General features: G+C 59.9%; 9 protein-coding genes and 1 other RNA gene. 8 read left to right on the top strand and 2 right to left on the bottom strand.

Annotation, left to right across the window (positions count from 1 at the left end):
* Positions 1 to 244 precede the first annotated feature (244 nt).
* The 6 genes from JUI81_RS21710 (at position 245) to ffs (ending at position 9,538) form a co-directional block, all read left to right on the top strand.
* Positions 245 to 904 (top strand): GntR family transcriptional regulator, encoded by a 660-nt coding sequence (locus JUI81_RS21710; protein ID WP_018925281.1) that lies wholly within the window; start codon positions 245 to 247, stop codon positions 902 to 904.
* A 2-nt stretch (positions 905 to 906) separates the two neighbouring features.
* A complete protein-coding gene (smc, locus tag JUI81_RS21705; RefSeq protein WP_028941144.1) occupies positions 907 to 4,395 on the top strand; it encodes a chromosome segregation protein SMC in 3,489 nt (1,162 codons plus the stop codon).
* Positions 4,396 to 4,653: 258 nt separating this feature from the next.
* Positions 4,654 to 5,505, top strand: coding sequence for a cell division protein ZipA (gene zipA / locus JUI81_RS21700; RefSeq protein WP_019579886.1), 852 nt, complete (start codon positions 4,654 to 4,656; stop codon positions 5,503 to 5,505).
* Positions 5,506 to 5,610: 105 nt separating this feature from the next.
* Entirely contained in the window at positions 5,611 to 7,968 is a 2,358-nt protein-coding gene (gene ligA, locus JUI81_RS21695) for an NAD-dependent DNA ligase LigA (protein WP_204125011.1), read from the top strand.
* Between the two features lie 154 nt (positions 7,969 to 8,122).
* Positions 8,123 to 9,286, top strand: coding sequence for a putative zinc-binding metallopeptidase (locus JUI81_RS21690; RefSeq protein WP_204125010.1), 1,164 nt, complete (start codon positions 8,123 to 8,125; stop codon positions 9,284 to 9,286).
* Positions 9,287 to 9,441: 155 nt separating this feature from the next.
* Positions 9,442 to 9,538: signal recognition particle sRNA small type (gene ffs, locus JUI81_RS21685), an RNA gene on the top strand.
* A gap of 187 nt (positions 9,539 to 9,725) precedes the next feature.
* On the opposite strand, the gene JUI81_RS21680 is transcribed toward ffs, so the two are convergent.
* The gene (locus tag JUI81_RS21680; protein WP_007933342.1) at positions 9,726 to 10,040 is read right to left on the bottom strand and encodes a helix-turn-helix domain-containing protein; all 315 of its coding nucleotides are present in this window, start codon (positions 10,038 to 10,040) and stop codon (positions 9,726 to 9,728) included.
* Positions 10,041 to 10,448: 408 nt separating this feature from the next.
* On the opposite strand from JUI81_RS21680, the gene JUI81_RS21675 reads away from it, so the two are divergent.
* Positions 10,449 to 12,149 carry a bifunctional diguanylate cyclase/phosphodiesterase gene (locus tag JUI81_RS21675; protein ID WP_019579889.1) on the top strand — a complete coding sequence of 567 codons (1,701 nt, stop codon included), beginning with the start codon at positions 10,449 to 10,451 and terminating at the stop codon, positions 12,147 to 12,149.
* A gap of 30 nt (positions 12,150 to 12,179) precedes the next feature.
* Here JUI81_RS21675 and JUI81_RS21670 read toward each other — a convergent pair whose 3' ends face one another.
* Positions 12,180 to 12,923 (bottom strand): ABC transporter substrate-binding protein, encoded by a 744-nt coding sequence (locus JUI81_RS21670; protein ID WP_019579890.1) that lies wholly within the window; start codon positions 12,921 to 12,923, stop codon positions 12,180 to 12,182.
* Between the two features lie 145 nt (positions 12,924 to 13,068).
* Here JUI81_RS21670 and dnaX point away from each other — a divergent pair, with 145 nt between their 5' ends.
* Positions 13,069 to 15,162 (top strand): DNA polymerase III subunit gamma/tau, encoded by a 2,094-nt coding sequence (gene dnaX / locus JUI81_RS21665; protein WP_204125009.1) that lies wholly within the window; start codon positions 13,069 to 13,071, stop codon positions 15,160 to 15,162.
* Positions 15,163 to 15,186 lie beyond the last annotated feature (24 nt).

Here is a 15,186-nt window from a genome sequence, read left to right as displayed (position 1 = left end):
TTGTTGTTAACCGACATGAGCCGAATTTATCAGGTCTGACTTTTCGGTCAATGATTTTCTGACTTAAAGGTCAGGAAATGGCATTTTGTCGATCAACGACTCGTTCCTTCATTATTGACCCTCACGGGATAGCCTGCTTTTTGCTTGAATCGTGCCAAAAACCGCTGGGTGGGCACTCCGCCATGACCCATCAATTGCGCTACACTGCGCCGCTTGTGCAGATCGAAGAGTTTGAAGGACAACCATGACGTTCAAGGCGCCGGACAGCCTCGCCGAGCAAATCGCTCACCACCTCGCCGAACGTATCATTCGCGGCGAAATGAAGCCGGGGGAGCGCATTCAGGAACAGAAGGTCACGCTGGCGCTCAATGTCAGCCGCGGTTCAGTCCGTGAGGCCTTGCTGATTCTCGAGCGCCGCCACCTGATCGCGATTTTGCCGCGACGTGGCGCCCATGTGACCGAACTCACGGCGCACAAGGTGCAGAGCCTGTGCACGCTGATGAGCGAGTTGTACATCTTGCTCGGCAACGCCGTGGCTAGCGGCTGGCAAGTCCAGGCCGACATGGCGCCGTTCCTGCAGATCCAGCAGCGCCTGACCGACAGCTACGAACGCCAGGACATCCGCACGTTCGTCGACGACAGCTTCAGCGTGATGCGCGCCGCGTATCCGTTCGCCAACAACCCGTACCTGCAGGAAACCGTCGAGAATCTGCAGCCGGCCATGAGCCGTGCGTATTTCCTGGCGTTGGAGCAGCGCAAGGCCTCGATGAGCGAGTTCCTTGAACTGTTCGAACGCCTGCTGGCCGCCGTGCTGGCCCGTGACTTTGCGCAGATCCGCGTGGTGCTGACGGCGTATGCCCAGCGCAGTTGCGATCTGGTGGTTTCTGCCTTGACGGTCGCTTAAGCGTGCGGCTCAAGTGCATTAAACTGGCGGGGTTCAAATCCTTCGTCGACCCGACCACGGTGAACTTCCCCAGTAACATGGCGGCGGTGGTCGGGCCCAATGGTTGTGGCAAGTCGAACATCATCGACGCCGTGCGTTGGGTGATGGGCGAGAGCTCGGCCAAGAACTTGCGCGGCGAGTCGATGACCGACGTCATCTTCAACGGCTCCACCAGCCGTAAACCGGTGAGCCAGGCGAGCATCGAGCTGGTGTTCGATAACTCCGATGGCACCTTGATCGGCGAATACGCCGCCTACGCGGAAATTTCCATCCGCCGCAAAGTGACCCGCGACAGCCAGAACAGTTATTTCCTCAACGGCGCCAAATGCCGTCGTCGTGACATCACTGACATTTTCCTCGGCACCGGTCTCGGCCCGCGCAGCTATTCGATCATCGAGCAGGGGATGATCTCCAAGCTGATTGAAGCCAAGCCGGAAGACCTGCGCAACTTTATCGAAGAAGCGGCGGGCATCTCCAAGTACAAGGAGCGTCGACGCGAAACCGAAAACCGCATCCGCCGCACCCACGAAAACCTGGCCCGCCTGACCGACCTGCGCGAAGAGCTCGAGCGTCAGCTTGAACGCTTGCACCGCCAGGCCGAGGCCGCCAAGAAGTATCAGGAATACAAGGGCGAAGAGCGTCAGCTCAAGGCCCAGCTGTCAGCCCTGCGCTGGCAGGCGCTGAACGAGCAGGTCGGCCAGCGCGAAGCGATCATCGGCACCCAGGAAATCACTTTCGAAGCCCTGGTGGCCGAGCAGCGCAATGCCGACGCGGCCATTGAACGCCTGCGCGACGGGCATCACGACCTGTCCGAGCGCTTCAATCTGGTGCAGGGGCGCTTCTATTCGGTCGGCGGCGACATCGCCCGGGTCGAGCAGAGCATCCAGCACGGCCAGCAGCGCTTGCGTCAATTGCAGGACGATCTGAAAGAAGCCGAGCGCGCGCGTCTGGAAACCGAATCGCACTTGGGCCATGACCGCACCTTATTGCTGACTTTGGGCGAAGAGCTGGACATGCTCACGCCGGAGCAGGAAGTTACCAGCGCCGCCGCCGAAGAGGCCGCCGCCGCACTGGAAGAATCCGAAACCACCATGCATGGCTGGCAGGAGCAGTGGGACACCTTCAACCTCACCGCCGCCGAGCCCCGTCGCCAGGCTGAAGTTCAGCAGTCGAGGATCCAGCAGCTGGAAACCAGCATGGAGCGATTGGCCGATCGCCAGAAGCGTCTGGCCGAAGAGCGCGCGCTGCTTTCGGCGGACCCGGAAGACGCGGCGATCATGGAACTCAGCGAGCAGTTGGCCGCGTCCGAGGCGACGCTGGAAGACTTGCAGGCCAGTGAAGAGGCGCAAGTCGAACGTCTCGAGCAACTGCGTCAGGAGTTGCAGCAAGCGTTGTCGGCGCAGCAGCAAGCCCAAGGTGATTTGCAGCGGCTCAACGGTCGGCTGGCGTCGCTGGAAGCCTTGCAGCAAGCCGCGCTCGATCCGGGCACCGGCACCGCCGAATGGCTGCGCGAACAGCATCTGGCGGATCGTCCGCGTTTGGCCGAAGGCCTGAAAGTTGAAGCGGGTTGGGAGCTGGCGGTGGAAACCGTGCTCGGCGCCGACCTGCAAGCGGTGCTGGTGGACGACTTCGGTGATTTCGATCTGGCCGGGTTCGCCCAAGGCGATCTGCGCCTGCTCAGCCCGGCCAGCGATGGCGTGCGCATGCCCGGCAGTTTGCTCGACAAGGTCGAGGCGCAGATCGATCTGTCGCCTTGGCTGGGGCAGGTCAAACCGGTCGACAGCCTTGAACAGGCCTTGGCCTTGCGCGGGCAATTGGCTGCCGGCCAAAGCCTGATTAGCCGCGACGGCTACTGGGTTGGCAGGCACTTTTTACGCGTACGTCGGGCTAGCGAGGCAGAAAGCGGCGTGCTCGCCCGTGGCCAGGAAATCCAACGGCTGGGCCTGGAGCGTGAAGAACGCGAAGCCACGGTTGAAACTCTGGAAACCCAACTTCAGAATCTCAGGGCGCAACAGCGTCAGCAGGAAAACGGCCGCGAACATTTACGCCGTCTGCTGCAAGACGAAGCGCGTCAGCAGGGCGAATTGAAAGCCCAGTTGTCGGCCGGTAAAGCCAAGGTCGAACAATTGACCCTGCGCCGTAGCCGTCTCGATGAAGAACTCACCGAGCTCAGCGAACAGCGCGCCCTGGAACACGAAAACATCGGCGAAGCGCGCCTGCAGTTGCAGGAAGCCCTCGACAGCATGGCGGTGGATACCGAGCAGCGCGAGTTGCTGCTGGCCCAGCGCGACAGCCTGCGCGAACGCCTCGACCGGGTGCGCCAGGAAGCCCGGCAGCACAAGGACCATGCGCATCAATTGGCGGTGCGCCTGGGGTCCCTGAAGGCGCAACACGATTCCACCCGTCAGGCTCTTGAGCGGCTGGAAATGCAGGCAGAGCGCCTGACCGAGAAGCGCGAACAGCTGAGCCTCAATCTGGAAGAGGGCGAGGCACCTCTGGAAGAGCTGCGGCTGAAACTCGAAGAGTTGCTCGACAAACGCATGACCGTCGACGAAGAGCTCAAGACCGCGCAAATCGCCATGGAAGACGCCGACCGTGAACTGCGCGATGCGGAAAAGCGTCGGACTCAGGCCGAGCAGCAATCCCAGTTGATTCGCAGCCAGCTCGAACAGCAACGCATGGAATGGCAAGCGTTGACGGTGCGGCGCAAGACCTTGCAGGATCAATTGCTCGAAGATGGCTACGACCTCAATGGCGTGCTCGCCACACTGGTGGCCGGGGCCAGCGAGAAAGACGCCGAAGAAGAACTCGAGCGTATTGCCGCACGGATTCAGCGCCTCGGCGCGATCAACCTCGCGGCCATCGACGAATACCAGCAACAATCCGAGCGTAAACGTTATCTGGATGCTCAGAACGACGATCTGGTGGAAGCACTGGACACTCTCGAGAACGTGATTCGCAAGATCGACAAGGAAACCCGGAACCGCTTCAAAGATACCTTTGATCAGATCAATGGCGGTTTACAGGCCCTTTTCCCAAAAGTTTTCGGTGGAGGCAGCGCCTATTTGGAACTGACGGGCGAAGATCTACTCGATACAGGGGTGACGATCATGGCGCGGCCGCCAGGAAAGAAGAACAGCACCATCCATTTGCTCTCCGGTGGCGAAAAAGCCCTGACCGCATTGGCCCTGGTATTTGCCATCTTCAAGTTGAATCCGGCGCCGTTCTGCATGCTCGATGAAGTTGACGCGCCATTGGATGACGCTAACGTTGGACGCTACGCACGGCTGGTCAAAGAGATGTCGCAGACGGTGCAGTTCATCTATATCACCCACAACAAGATCGCCATGGAAATGGCCGATCAATTGATGGGGGTGACGATGCACGAACCGGGTTGCTCGCGTCTGGTGGCAGTGGATGTGGAGGAGGCGATGGCCATGGTGGACGCCTGAGTCATTGGGTGTAGGGCAAGTAATTTTGAGCTGTAGGGCTTTTTTACCTGCCTTGATTTGATGGCTAATCGACATATTCGCGCCAGCCAATGTGACAGACGGTGTAAAGTTATCTTTGGTCGTGCTAGTTTAATGTCAATTTTTCGTATACGTGGGCAAAACGCCTGTCAGAACATAGAGTTGGCGCCACGTTTTAAAGCGGTTTACACAATGTAAACCCCTTATTTTTCAGCATTTTTTATAGAGGCACGGGATTACATGGAAATCGGTCTGCGCGAGTGGCTGATCGTCATCGGCATTATTGTCATTGCCGGTATTCTTTTCGATGGCTGGCGTCGCATGCGCGGCGGCAAGGGAAAACTGAAATTCCGTCTTGACCGAAGTCTGTCCAACCTGCCGGACGAGGACACCAGCGCCGAGCTGTTGGGCCCGCCTCGCGTGCTGGACACCCAGAAAGAACCGCAGCTGGACGAGCACGACTTGCCGTCGGTGAGCATGCCTGCCCGTGAACCGCGCGAATCGGGTTCCAAGCGTGGCAAGCGTGGCCATGGCGAGCCGTCGCAAGGCGATATGAACCTCAGCCTGGACCTGGACGGCGGCCCGAGCTTCAGCAGCCGTGACAACGATTTCCCGGATGACAGCAAGTCCGCCAGTTCACCTGAAAAAGATCAGCCACAAGCCGAAGAAGTGCTGGTGATCAGTGTGATCTGCCGCGACCCGGCCGGCTTCAAGGGCCCGGCGCTGTTGCAGAACATTCTGGAAAGCGGTCTGCGTTTCGGCGAGATGGATATTTTCCACCGCCACGAAAGCATGGCCGGTAACGGTGAAGTGCTGTTCTCGATGGCCAACGCGGTCAAACCGGGCGTTTTCGATCTGGATGATATCGACCACTTCAGCACCCCGGCGGTGAGCTTCTTCCTCGGCCTGCCAGGCCCGCGTCATCCGAAGCAAGCCTTCGACGTGATGGTGGCGGCGGCACGCAAGCTGTCCCAGGAGCTGAACGGCGAACTGAAGGACGACCAGCGCAGCGTGCTGACCGCCCAGACGATTGAGCACTACCGTCAGCGCATCGTCGAATTCGAACGTCGCGCATTGACCCAGAAGCGTTGATCTGTAGGAGCCAGGTTTGCCGTACCGCTGGCTCCTGCAATGATTTGTACAGCATCAACAGATTGAGCAGCCTCGGCTGCTCTTTTGCTTTATGAGAGAACACCCATGACTGCCGTCGAAACCCGCATTCTAGAGCTGCGCGCCGAGCTCGATCAGCACAACTATCGCTACCATGTGCTGGATGAGCCGAGCATTCCGGACGCCGAATACGATCGCTTGTTCCATGAACTCAAGGCGCTCGAAGCGGCCCATCCCGAACTGATCACCAGCGACTCGCCGACCCAGCGCGTCGGCAGTGCGGCGCTGTCGGCGTTCACTCAGGTGCGTCATGAAGTGCCGATGCTCAGCCTTGGCAACGCCTTCGAAGAAACCGACATGCGCGAATTCGATCGCCGGGTGACGGAAGGTCTGGACTTGCCGGTCGGCGACCTGTTCGGTGGCGGCGCAGCGGTGGAGTACAGCTGCGAACCCAAGCTCGATGGCCTGGCGGTCAGTCTGCTGTATCAGGACGGTATGCTGGTGCGCGGCGCTACTCGCGGCGATGGCACCACCGGTGAAGACATCAGTGTCAACGTGCGCACCGTGCGCAATATCCCGCTCAAGCTGCACGGCAGCGGCTGGCCGGCGACCCTGGAAGTGCGCGGCGAAGTGTTCATGTCCAAGGCCGGTTTCGAGCGGCTCAACGCCACGCAACTGGAAATGGGCGGCAAGACCTTCGCCAACCCGCGGAACGCGGCGGCAGGTAGCTTGCGGCAGCTGGATTCAAAGATCACCGCCAACCGCCCGTTGGAATTCTGCTGCTACGGCATCGGCCAGGTTTCCGCCGATATCGCCGACACGCACATTGGCAATCTGCAGCAACTCAAAGCCTGGGGTATGCCGATCAGTCATGAATTGAAATCGGCTCGTGGCATCGATGAGTGCCTGGATTACTACCGCGACATCGGCGAACGCCGCAATGCGCTGCCCTATGAAATCGACGGCGTGGTGTTCAAGGTCAACAGCATTGCCTCCCAGCGCGAGTTGGGTTTTCGTGCTCGCGAACCGCGTTGGGCCATCGCGCATAAATTCCCGGCGATGGAAGAACTCACCGAGTTGCTCGATGTGGAGTTTCAGGTCGGTCGCACCGGTGCCGTGACGCCGGTGGCGCGCTTGAAACCGGTCAAGGTCGCCGGCGTTACCGTGGCCAATGCGACGTTGCACAACATGGATGAGGTCGCGCGGTTGGGGCTGATGATCGGCGACACCGTGATCATCCGTCGCGCCGGTGACGTTATTCCGCAAGTGGTGCAAGTGGTCATCGAGCGTCGTCCTGAGGATGCGCGACCGGTACAGATTCCCGAGCAGTGCCCGGTCTGCGGTTCGCATGTCGAGCGTACGCAGCTGGTCAAGCGCAGCAAGGGTCGCGAGACTGTCAGCGAAGGCGCGGTGTATCGCTGCGTCGGCCGTCTGGCCTGTGGTGCGCAACTCAAGCAGGCGATCATTCACTTCGTTTCGCGTCGCGCCATGGACATCGAAGGGCTGGGCGAGAAGAGCGTCGAGCAACTGGTGGATGAAGGTCTGGTGAATTCGCCAGCCGATTTGTACGCATTGACCTTCGAACAAATCGTCGACCTTGAAGGCTTTGCCGAGCTGTCGAGCAAGAACCTGCTCGGCGCCATCGAAGACAGCAAGCAGCCGAGCCTGGCGCGGTTCATCTATGCCTTGGGTATCCCTGATGTCGGCGAAGAGACGGCCAAGGTGCTTGCGCGGTCTCTCGGCTCGCTGGAGCGTGTTCAGCAGGCGTTGCCGCAAGTGCTTACGTATCTGCCGGATGTCGGGCTGGAAGTAGCTCACGAGATTCACAGCTTCTTTGAAGACCCGCATAACCAGCAGGTGATTGCCAATCTGTTGAAGCACGGCCTGCAGATTCAGGATCAGGGAGCATTGGGTGCCGAATTCGCTGCAAGCACCACGCTTGGCGGTTTTCTCGACAAGCTGAACATTCCTTCGGTCGGGCCGGGCGGGGCGCAGAAGCTTGCCGACAAATTCGGCTCGCTTGATGCGGTGATGAATGCTGACTGGCTGGACATGCGTCAGGCGTTGCCGGAGAAGCAGGCGACCTCGGTGCGTGAGTTTTTTGCGGTCGCAGAAAACCGTCAGCTCGCCGAGTCCGCTGAAAAGCAGCTGCGCGATTTCGGCATGCATTGGCAGAGCGAGAAAAAAGTCGTCGAAGGATTGCCGCTGGCCGGACAGACCTGGGTGCTGACCGGTTCGCTGGAACTGATGAGTCGCGATGTCGCCAAGGACAAACTTGAAAGCCTCGGCGCCAAGGTCGCCGGCTCCGTGTCGGCCAAGACCCATTGTGTAGTCGCCGGACCGGGCGCAGGTTCGAAGCTGGCCAAGGCTAATGAGCTGGGGTTGAAGGTGCTGGATGAGGAGGCGTTTGTCGAGTTTCTTGGCAGGCACAATATTTCGGTTTAACTGATCGTTCCCACGCTCTGCGTGGTAACGCATCCCGTGACGCTCTGCGTCATAGCGGACGCGGAGCGTCCGGGGCGGCATTCCCACGCAGAGCGTGGGAACGATCATGTCTGAGCAATGATCTAGTCTTGGCAGTCCCCAAAGAGAGATCGCCATGTACCGCTTCTTCGAACAGCTCAGCTCGCGCATCGCCGCGCCCTTCATGGGTGAGCATTTGCGCAACAGCAAGGTCTGGCATTGTCGCTGCGGGCAGTCGCTGTTCTTTCGCAACAGCCAGTGCCTGGCCTGTTCGGCGGCGCTGGGCTATCAGCCGCAGCAAAGTCGCTTGTCATCGCTGCAACCCGGCCCGCAAGCGGACACCTGGTTGCTCGACGCCGACCCTGACGCCGGTGTGTTCCGCCGTTGCGCCAATCTCGATTCCCCGGCTGCGTGCAACTGGTTATTGCCGGCCAATCATCACGATGGGTTGTGCATCGCCTGTAGCCTGAATCGCACCATTCCCGACCTGTCGATCCCCGAGAACCACGAACGCTGGCGCAAAGTGGAAACCGCCAAGCGTCGTCTGGTAGCACAGTTGCTCAGCCTGGGCTTGCAGGTCATTCCCAAAACGGTGGACGAAGAGACGGGGCTGGCCTTCGATTTCATTGGTATCGATCTCGAAGGCAAGCCACCGACCACCGGGCACGCCAACGGCCTGATCACGCTCGATATCAAAGAAGCCGACGACGCCCACCGCGAGCAGGTTCGCGTACAGATGCGCGAACCCTATCGCACGCTGCTCGGTCACTTTCGGCACGAGACAGGGCATTACTACTGGGACCGGCTGATTGCCAACAGTGCCTGGCTGGAACCGTTCCGCAGCCTGTTCGGCGACGAGCGTGCCAGCTACGCCGAGGCTCTTGAACAGCATTATCAACAAGGTGCGCCGCTCGACTGGCAGCAACATTACGTCAGCGCCTACGCCACCATGCACCCTTGGGAAGACTGGGCGGAAACCTGGGCTCACTACCTGCACATGATGGATGCGGTGGACACCGCTCTGGGTTTTGGCATGAGTGCCCAGGAAATGGATTTCGACTATCAGCCGTTTCCGCCCAACACGCTGTTCGACCCACAGCACCCCGGCGGGCCGGCGTTCCTGTCGTTCGTCAATGCGTGGATCGAACTGGCCGGCATGCTCAACGAGCTGTCACGCAGCATGGGGCAGCCGGATTTCTATCCGTTCGTCTTGCCGCCGGCGGTGATCGCCAGGCTGCACTTCATTCACCTGGTGATCCAGCAAGAGGGTGGCCGGGCGGATGAAGTGTTGGTGCAATAGGATCAAAGGATCGCGGCCTGGTCGCGATCTTTTGAAGGCCGGCGCATGTCCTTGAAGCGGCTCATGTTTTTTAATCTGCCCGAACGGTTGTAACTTCGTCTCAGATAGGTACAATGGCGCGGCTCGCCGTCAGGTGAGCGTCGTTATGGTGACCCCATCGGTCCCCCCGCAACGATTACCCGTGAACCTGGTCAGATCCGGAAGGAAGCAGCCACAGCGGGAACATTGTGTGCCGGGGTGTGGCTGGTGGGGTTGCCTCCATAACGCAACACGAACCCTCTCTCGTGTTTTCTATCTAAAAATACTGTTTTGCTTTCCCTGCCATGGAGCTCATCCAGGGCGGCTTTTCGTCGTTTCCGAATGAAACAACGGGATATAAAAAAGGAGGCCGATCTGTCGCATTCGACAGGTCGGCCTCCTTTTTTTTTGATTGTAAGCATCAAGGCTTGGACAAGGCCTGGTCAACCGCTGCGATCAGCTTTCCCAGATCCTTCGGGGTGGCTTTGTGTATGACGCTGAACAGGTACGCTCGCTGTTCATCCTCGTCGCCTAGATCTGCGAAAAAGGCTTTCAGCTTCACACCCAGCACGTCGGCAAGCAGGAACAATGCTTCCACGCTGGGGGTATAGGTGCCAGTTTCGAAGCGGCTGATGGTTTTGGGGTCAAAACCGGTTTTTTCGCCGAGTTCAGCCTGAGTAAGCCCTGCGACCTTGCGGTAGCGTCGGATGGCTGGACCCAAACTTGAAATTTGCATCGCTCAATTCCCATTTAGAATCAAGAACTTAACGATAGATTTTTGCATTAGGCAACTGCATGATCCATCACCTTGCTTTGCAAAATGTGATGCATTTCGTAGAATCGCCGCTTCGGAGGGGGTTTTGGTGATCTGCTGTCTGAAGTTTAGGCGATATGAAACAGCCAGCATTGTCTTCCCTTGCCGGGTGTGCAGAGAAGCCGTTGGCGGTCTGAAACCCTCGCGAAATGTTACCAGAGTCGGTGTTGCTACCTTGCCCGAGACTAGTTGATCTTCGGCGGTCCGGGGGCCATCAAATGCTGTTCATGGAGTGATAACGTGTCTCTGCGCTGTACGTCTCAAAACATCTCTTCCGGGCATCCTGCACTGGTCGAGCGGTACCTCCGCTAGCGACAGTGAGCCTCACTCATGGATGAGAAATACCGCAGGGCCGTGGATGCCGCCGCAATTTTTTCCGAGACTGATCTGAACGGCCGGATTACTTACGTCAATGATCAATTCTGCGTCGTGTCCGGCTACAGCCGCGAGGAATTGCTGGGGCAAAACCATCGCCTGCTGAACTCCGGCCTGCATTCCGCCGATTTCTTCGCTGCCATGTGGCGCACCATTGCCCTGGGCAATATCTGGAAAGGCGAAATCTGTAATCGCGCCAAGGATGGCAGGTTGTATTGGGTCGACAGCACCATGGTGCCGGTGCTCGACGACACCACCGGGCTCGTTGATCGATACCTGTCGATTCGTTTCGACATCAGCGAAAAACGCCAATTGCTGCAATCCCTGCAATGGCGAGTCGGGCATGACGTACTGACCGGGCTGCCCAATCGCGCGTTCCTGTCGGATTTGCTGGATCAGGCGCTGGAGTTTTCCCGGCAGGAAAACATTCCGCTGGCAGTGTGCATGCTTGACCTCGACGGGTTCAAAGCGGTCAACGACGGCTACGGTCACGCCAGTGGCGATATGCTGCTGGTGGAAGTGGCCAAGCGTCTGCGTGACATTGTGCGCGGCGAAGATGTGGTGGCGCGATTGGCCGGTGACGAGTTCGTGCTGGTGTTGCGTTACGTGCGTGATCTGCCGGAATTGCGCGCGGCGTTGAGTCGCGTGCTGGGGGCGATCTCGGCGCCTTACACATTGCACGGCAAGGACATCAATGTATTTGCCAGTATCGGCGTCACCCTGTTTCCCCATGACAATGAAGATGCCGAAACCCTGCTGCGCCACGCCGACCAGGCGATGTATGTGGCCAAGCAGCGCGGGCGAAACCGCTTTCATCTGTTCGATGTGTCCCGGGATCAAGAGGTCAAGGCCACGCACCAGACCGTCGAGCGGGTGCGTCAGGCGCTGGTCGCCGGTGAATTTCGCCTGCACTTTCAGCCCAAGGTGAACATGCGCCGTGGCGAGGTCGTCGGTTTCGAGGCCTTGTTGCGTTGGCAGCACCCGCAAAACGGCATGGTGCCGCCCCGGGAGTTTTTGCCGCTGGTAGAGGATACCGACCTGATCATCGATATCGGCGAATGGGTGATGGACCAGGTGCTGGCGCAGTTGCACCGCTGGCAGCAAGCGGGGCAGGGCTGGCCGATCAGTATCAACATCGCGGCGCGACATTTTCAGCGCGCGGATTTCGTCGACCGGCTCAGACAGGTACTCGCTCGGCATGCTCAGGTTGCCCCGCGGATGCTCGACCTGGAAATCGTCGAGTCGGTGGCGATCGAGAATATCCAGCATGTCAGCGCCTGTTTGCAGGCCTGTCAGGCGTTGGGGGTGCAGTTTTCCCTGGGGGATTTCGGCACCGGTTATTCGTCCCTGAGTTATCTCAAGCGTTTACGCACCCAGACTATCAAGATCGACAAGTCATTTGTGCGTGACATTCTGAATGACCGGGATGACCTGGCCCTGACCACGGCGGTGATTGGCCTGGCCCGCGCATTCGGTCGGCAGGTGATTGCCGAGGGGCTGGAAAGCCTTGAGCACGGTGAGTTGTTGTTGCGGCTGGGGTGCGAAGTCGCTCAAGGCTATTTCATCGCCCGTCCGATGCCGCCCTCCGAGGTGCCGGCCTGGGTGGCGGGGTTTGTCGCCCCGTCGCAATGGCAGGCACTCGATCAAATAGCCTGACTCGCTCTATATAGCAGCCTTCGGCAGCTGCTACGGGGTCGGGTTACCGGTATAGAGCCGGATGATGTCATTGATCTCCCCCGACGTTTTCATTTGCTGCAACGTACGCAAAATGCGTTGTACTGGCACTTTGGGGTCATTGCGCACGTAACAACTGATAGGCTGTTCCTGCACCAGCGCTACGCTTTTCAGTTGCTGGTCGGGCAGTAGGCGCTGGTTGAACCAGTCCAGGGTCCATTGGTTACTCACCGCGTAGCGATAGCGTCCAGCCAGCAGCTTTTCCAGCACCTGTTCCTGATTGCGTGCGTCCTCGCGGTGCAGCCGGTCGGCATCGAACAGCGGTTGCAGGGTCGGGTAGCTATAGCCGAGCACGGTGCCGATCGACTGTTGTGGCAGGTCCGTTGGATTGACAGAGTCGGGTGGGCCTTGCCGGCCAATCAGCATGTCGCGCTGAACCAGCAGCGGAACGCTCCAGATATAGTCGCCGGACGGGGTCGGCAGCCAGTCTTGTGAGACGAAACAGCGCACATCGGCTTCGCCGTGTTCCATGGCGTTCTGTACTCGCGGCCGAGGCAACACGTGAAATTGCGCCGGCGCGCCGACCTGAGTCGCCAGGCTAAGCATGATGTCGTGCAGAATGCCCTGGGTCGGCCGGTCGCGCTCGATTTGCACCAAGGGCATGGCCCAGCTGTCCGGCACGACAAAGCGCAACGGCACTTCGGCGGCCGCGACGCTCAGGCTGACTAATAGCAGTGCCCCCAAGGCGAAGTGCATAAATGCTCCGGTACGGCTCAAGCCTGAGCTGATAAAAGCTCCTCAAAGTGCAGCTTAGCCAGAATAGACGAGCGCACCGGATGCAATTTTGGCCTTGCTCCGCTAGCATTAGCCGCTTCTGCTTCCTTCGCTGCGACGGTTTTCGATGAGTTATCAGGTTCTTGCACGTAAATGGCGTCCGCGCTCGTTCCGCGAAATGGTCGGCCAGACCCATGTGCTCAAGGCTCTGATCAATGCCTTGGACAGCCAGCGGCTGCACCACGCCTACCTGTTTACCGGTACCCGCGGGGTCGGCAAGACCACCATCGCGCGGATCATCGCCAAATGCCTGAATTGTGAAACAGGTATCACTTCGACGCCCTGTGGCGAGTGCTCGGTGTGCCGCGAAATCGATGAAGGCCGCTTCGTCGACCTGATCGAGATCGACGCCGCGAGCCGGACCAAGGTCGAAGACACCCGCGAACTGCTCGACAACGTGCAGTACGCGCCGAGCCGCGGGCGCTTCAAGGTCTACCTGATCGACGAAGTGCACATGCTTTCCAGCCATTCCTTCAATGCGCTGTTGAAAACCCTCGAAGAGCCGCCGCCCTACGTCAAGTTCATCCTGGCTACCACCGATCCGCAGAAACTTCCTGCAACGATTCTCTCGCGGTGCCTGCAGTTCTCCCTGAAGAACATGACCCCTGAGCGGGTGGTCGAGCATCTGAGCCATGTGCTGAGCGTCGAGAACGTGCCGTTCGAAGACGATGCGCTGTGGTTGCTGGGTCGCGCCGCCGACGGTTCGATGCGCGATGCCATGAGCCTGACCGACCAGGCCATCGCCTTCGGTGAAGGCAAGGTTCTGGCCGCCGACGTGCGGGCGATGCTCGGCACCCTCGATCACGGCCAGGTCTACGACGTCCTGCATGCGCTGATCGAAGGCGACGCCAAGGCGTTGCTCGAAGCCGTGCGCCATCTGGCCGAGCAAGGCCCGGACTGGAACGGCGTGCTCTCGGAAATTCTCAACGTGTTGCACCGTGTTGCCATCGCCCAGGCCCTGCCTGAAGGTGTCGACAACGGTCATGGCGACCGTGATCGCGTATTGGCACTGGCCCAGGCACTGCCGGCCGAAGATGTGCAGTTCTATTACCAGATGGGCCTGATTGGTCGCCGGGATTTGCCGCTGGCGCCGGATCCGCGCGGCGGTTTCGAAATGGTCCTGCTGCGAATGCTCGCATTCCGGCCAGCAGACACCGAGGACGCTCCGAGGCAACCGCTAAAGCCAGTGGGGATCAGCCAGGCCACAGTTGATTCCGCAAACTCAGTGGCTGCCGCGCCGATTGTTGCGCCGGTAGTCGCTGCGGCCGTGGTACCGGTTCCGGTGGCGCCCGTGGTTGCACCAGCACCCGCGCCTGTCCCGGCCGTTGCGCCTGAACCTGTTGCGCTGGTGGCGGTGCCTGAGCCCGAGCCCGTGGTCGAGCCTGTAGCGGTCGAAGAAGTCGTCGATCTGCCCTGGAACGATCCGGTAGAGCCCGAGGTTGTCCAGCAGCCCGCCGTCGAGCCAATGCTGGAGACGGCCGGCGAACAACCCGAATTACCACCGATGCCCATGCCGACGCCGGACAGCGTGGTGCCGGATGCGCCTGAGTGGGCCGCTGCGCCGATTCCGGAACCGTCCGTGGCCGAAGTCGATGCCGCCACGCCAGGCATCGACCTGGATGACGAGCCGCCGCTGGACGAGGATTACATCGAGCCGGACATGGATTCGGCCTACAGCTACCTCGACGATCTGGCCAGTGAGCACACCGCCGAACCTGCGGCGCAGCCCGAGCCTGAACCGGCCGCGATGCCGGCCACGGGCCTGGCCCTGCAATGGCTGGAGTTGTTCCCGAAATTGCCGGTGTCCGGCATGACCGGCAGCATCGCCGCCAACTGCACGCTGATCGCCGTCGATGGCGACAATTGGCTGTTGCATCTGGACCCGGCTCACAGCGCCTTGTTCAACGCGACGCAACAACGTCGTCTCAACGATGCGCTGAACCAGCACCACGGGCGCACGCTGACCCTGAGCATCGAGCTGATCAAGCCTGAGCAGGAAACCCCGGCCCAGGCAGCGTCCCGGCGTCGTGCCGACCGTCAGCGCGAGGCCGAAGAGTCGATCCATGGCGATCCGTTCATCCAGCAAATGATGCAGCAGTTCGGAGCGGTGGTCCGTCACGATACTATTGAACCTGTCGAGGTCCTGGTCAGTCAGGGCTAATAACTGAAGGCGCTTGGCCGCACT

Source organism: Pseudomonas sp. 008 (genome assembly GCF_016861935.1).
Classification (GTDB): domain Bacteria; phylum Pseudomonadota; class Gammaproteobacteria; order Pseudomonadales; family Pseudomonadaceae; genus Aquipseudomonas.
This window is presented reverse-complemented; position numbering and strand designations above follow the sequence as displayed.

What these genes read in the sequence shown, in the direction of transcription:
- JUI81_RS21710 (WP_018925281.1), top strand. Translation starts at nt 245, where the DNA reads ATGACGTTCAAGGCGCCGGACAGCCTCGCCGAGCAAATCGCTCACCAC.
- zipA (WP_019579886.1), top strand. Translation starts at nt 4,654, where the DNA reads ATGGAAATCGGTCTGCGCGAGTGGCTGATCGTCATCGGCATTATTGTC.
- ligA (WP_204125011.1), top strand. Translation starts at nt 5,611, where the DNA reads ATGACTGCCGTCGAAACCCGCATTCTAGAGCTGCGCGCCGAGCTCGAT.
- JUI81_RS21690 (WP_204125010.1), top strand. Translation starts at nt 8,123, where the DNA reads ATGTACCGCTTCTTCGAACAGCTCAGCTCGCGCATCGCCGCGCCCTTC.
- JUI81_RS21680 (WP_007933342.1), bottom strand. Translation starts at nt 10,040, where the DNA reads ATGCAAATTTCAAGTTTGGGTCCAGCCATCCGACGCTACCGCAAGGTC.
- JUI81_RS21675 (WP_019579889.1), top strand. Translation starts at nt 10,449, where the DNA reads ATGGATGAGAAATACCGCAGGGCCGTGGATGCCGCCGCAATTTTTTCC.
- JUI81_RS21670 (WP_019579890.1), bottom strand. Translation starts at nt 12,923, where the DNA reads ATGCACTTCGCCTTGGGGGCACTGCTATTAGTCAGCCTGAGCGTCGCG.
- dnaX (WP_204125009.1), top strand. Translation starts at nt 13,069, where the DNA reads ATGAGTTATCAGGTTCTTGCACGTAAATGGCGTCCGCGCTCGTTCCGC.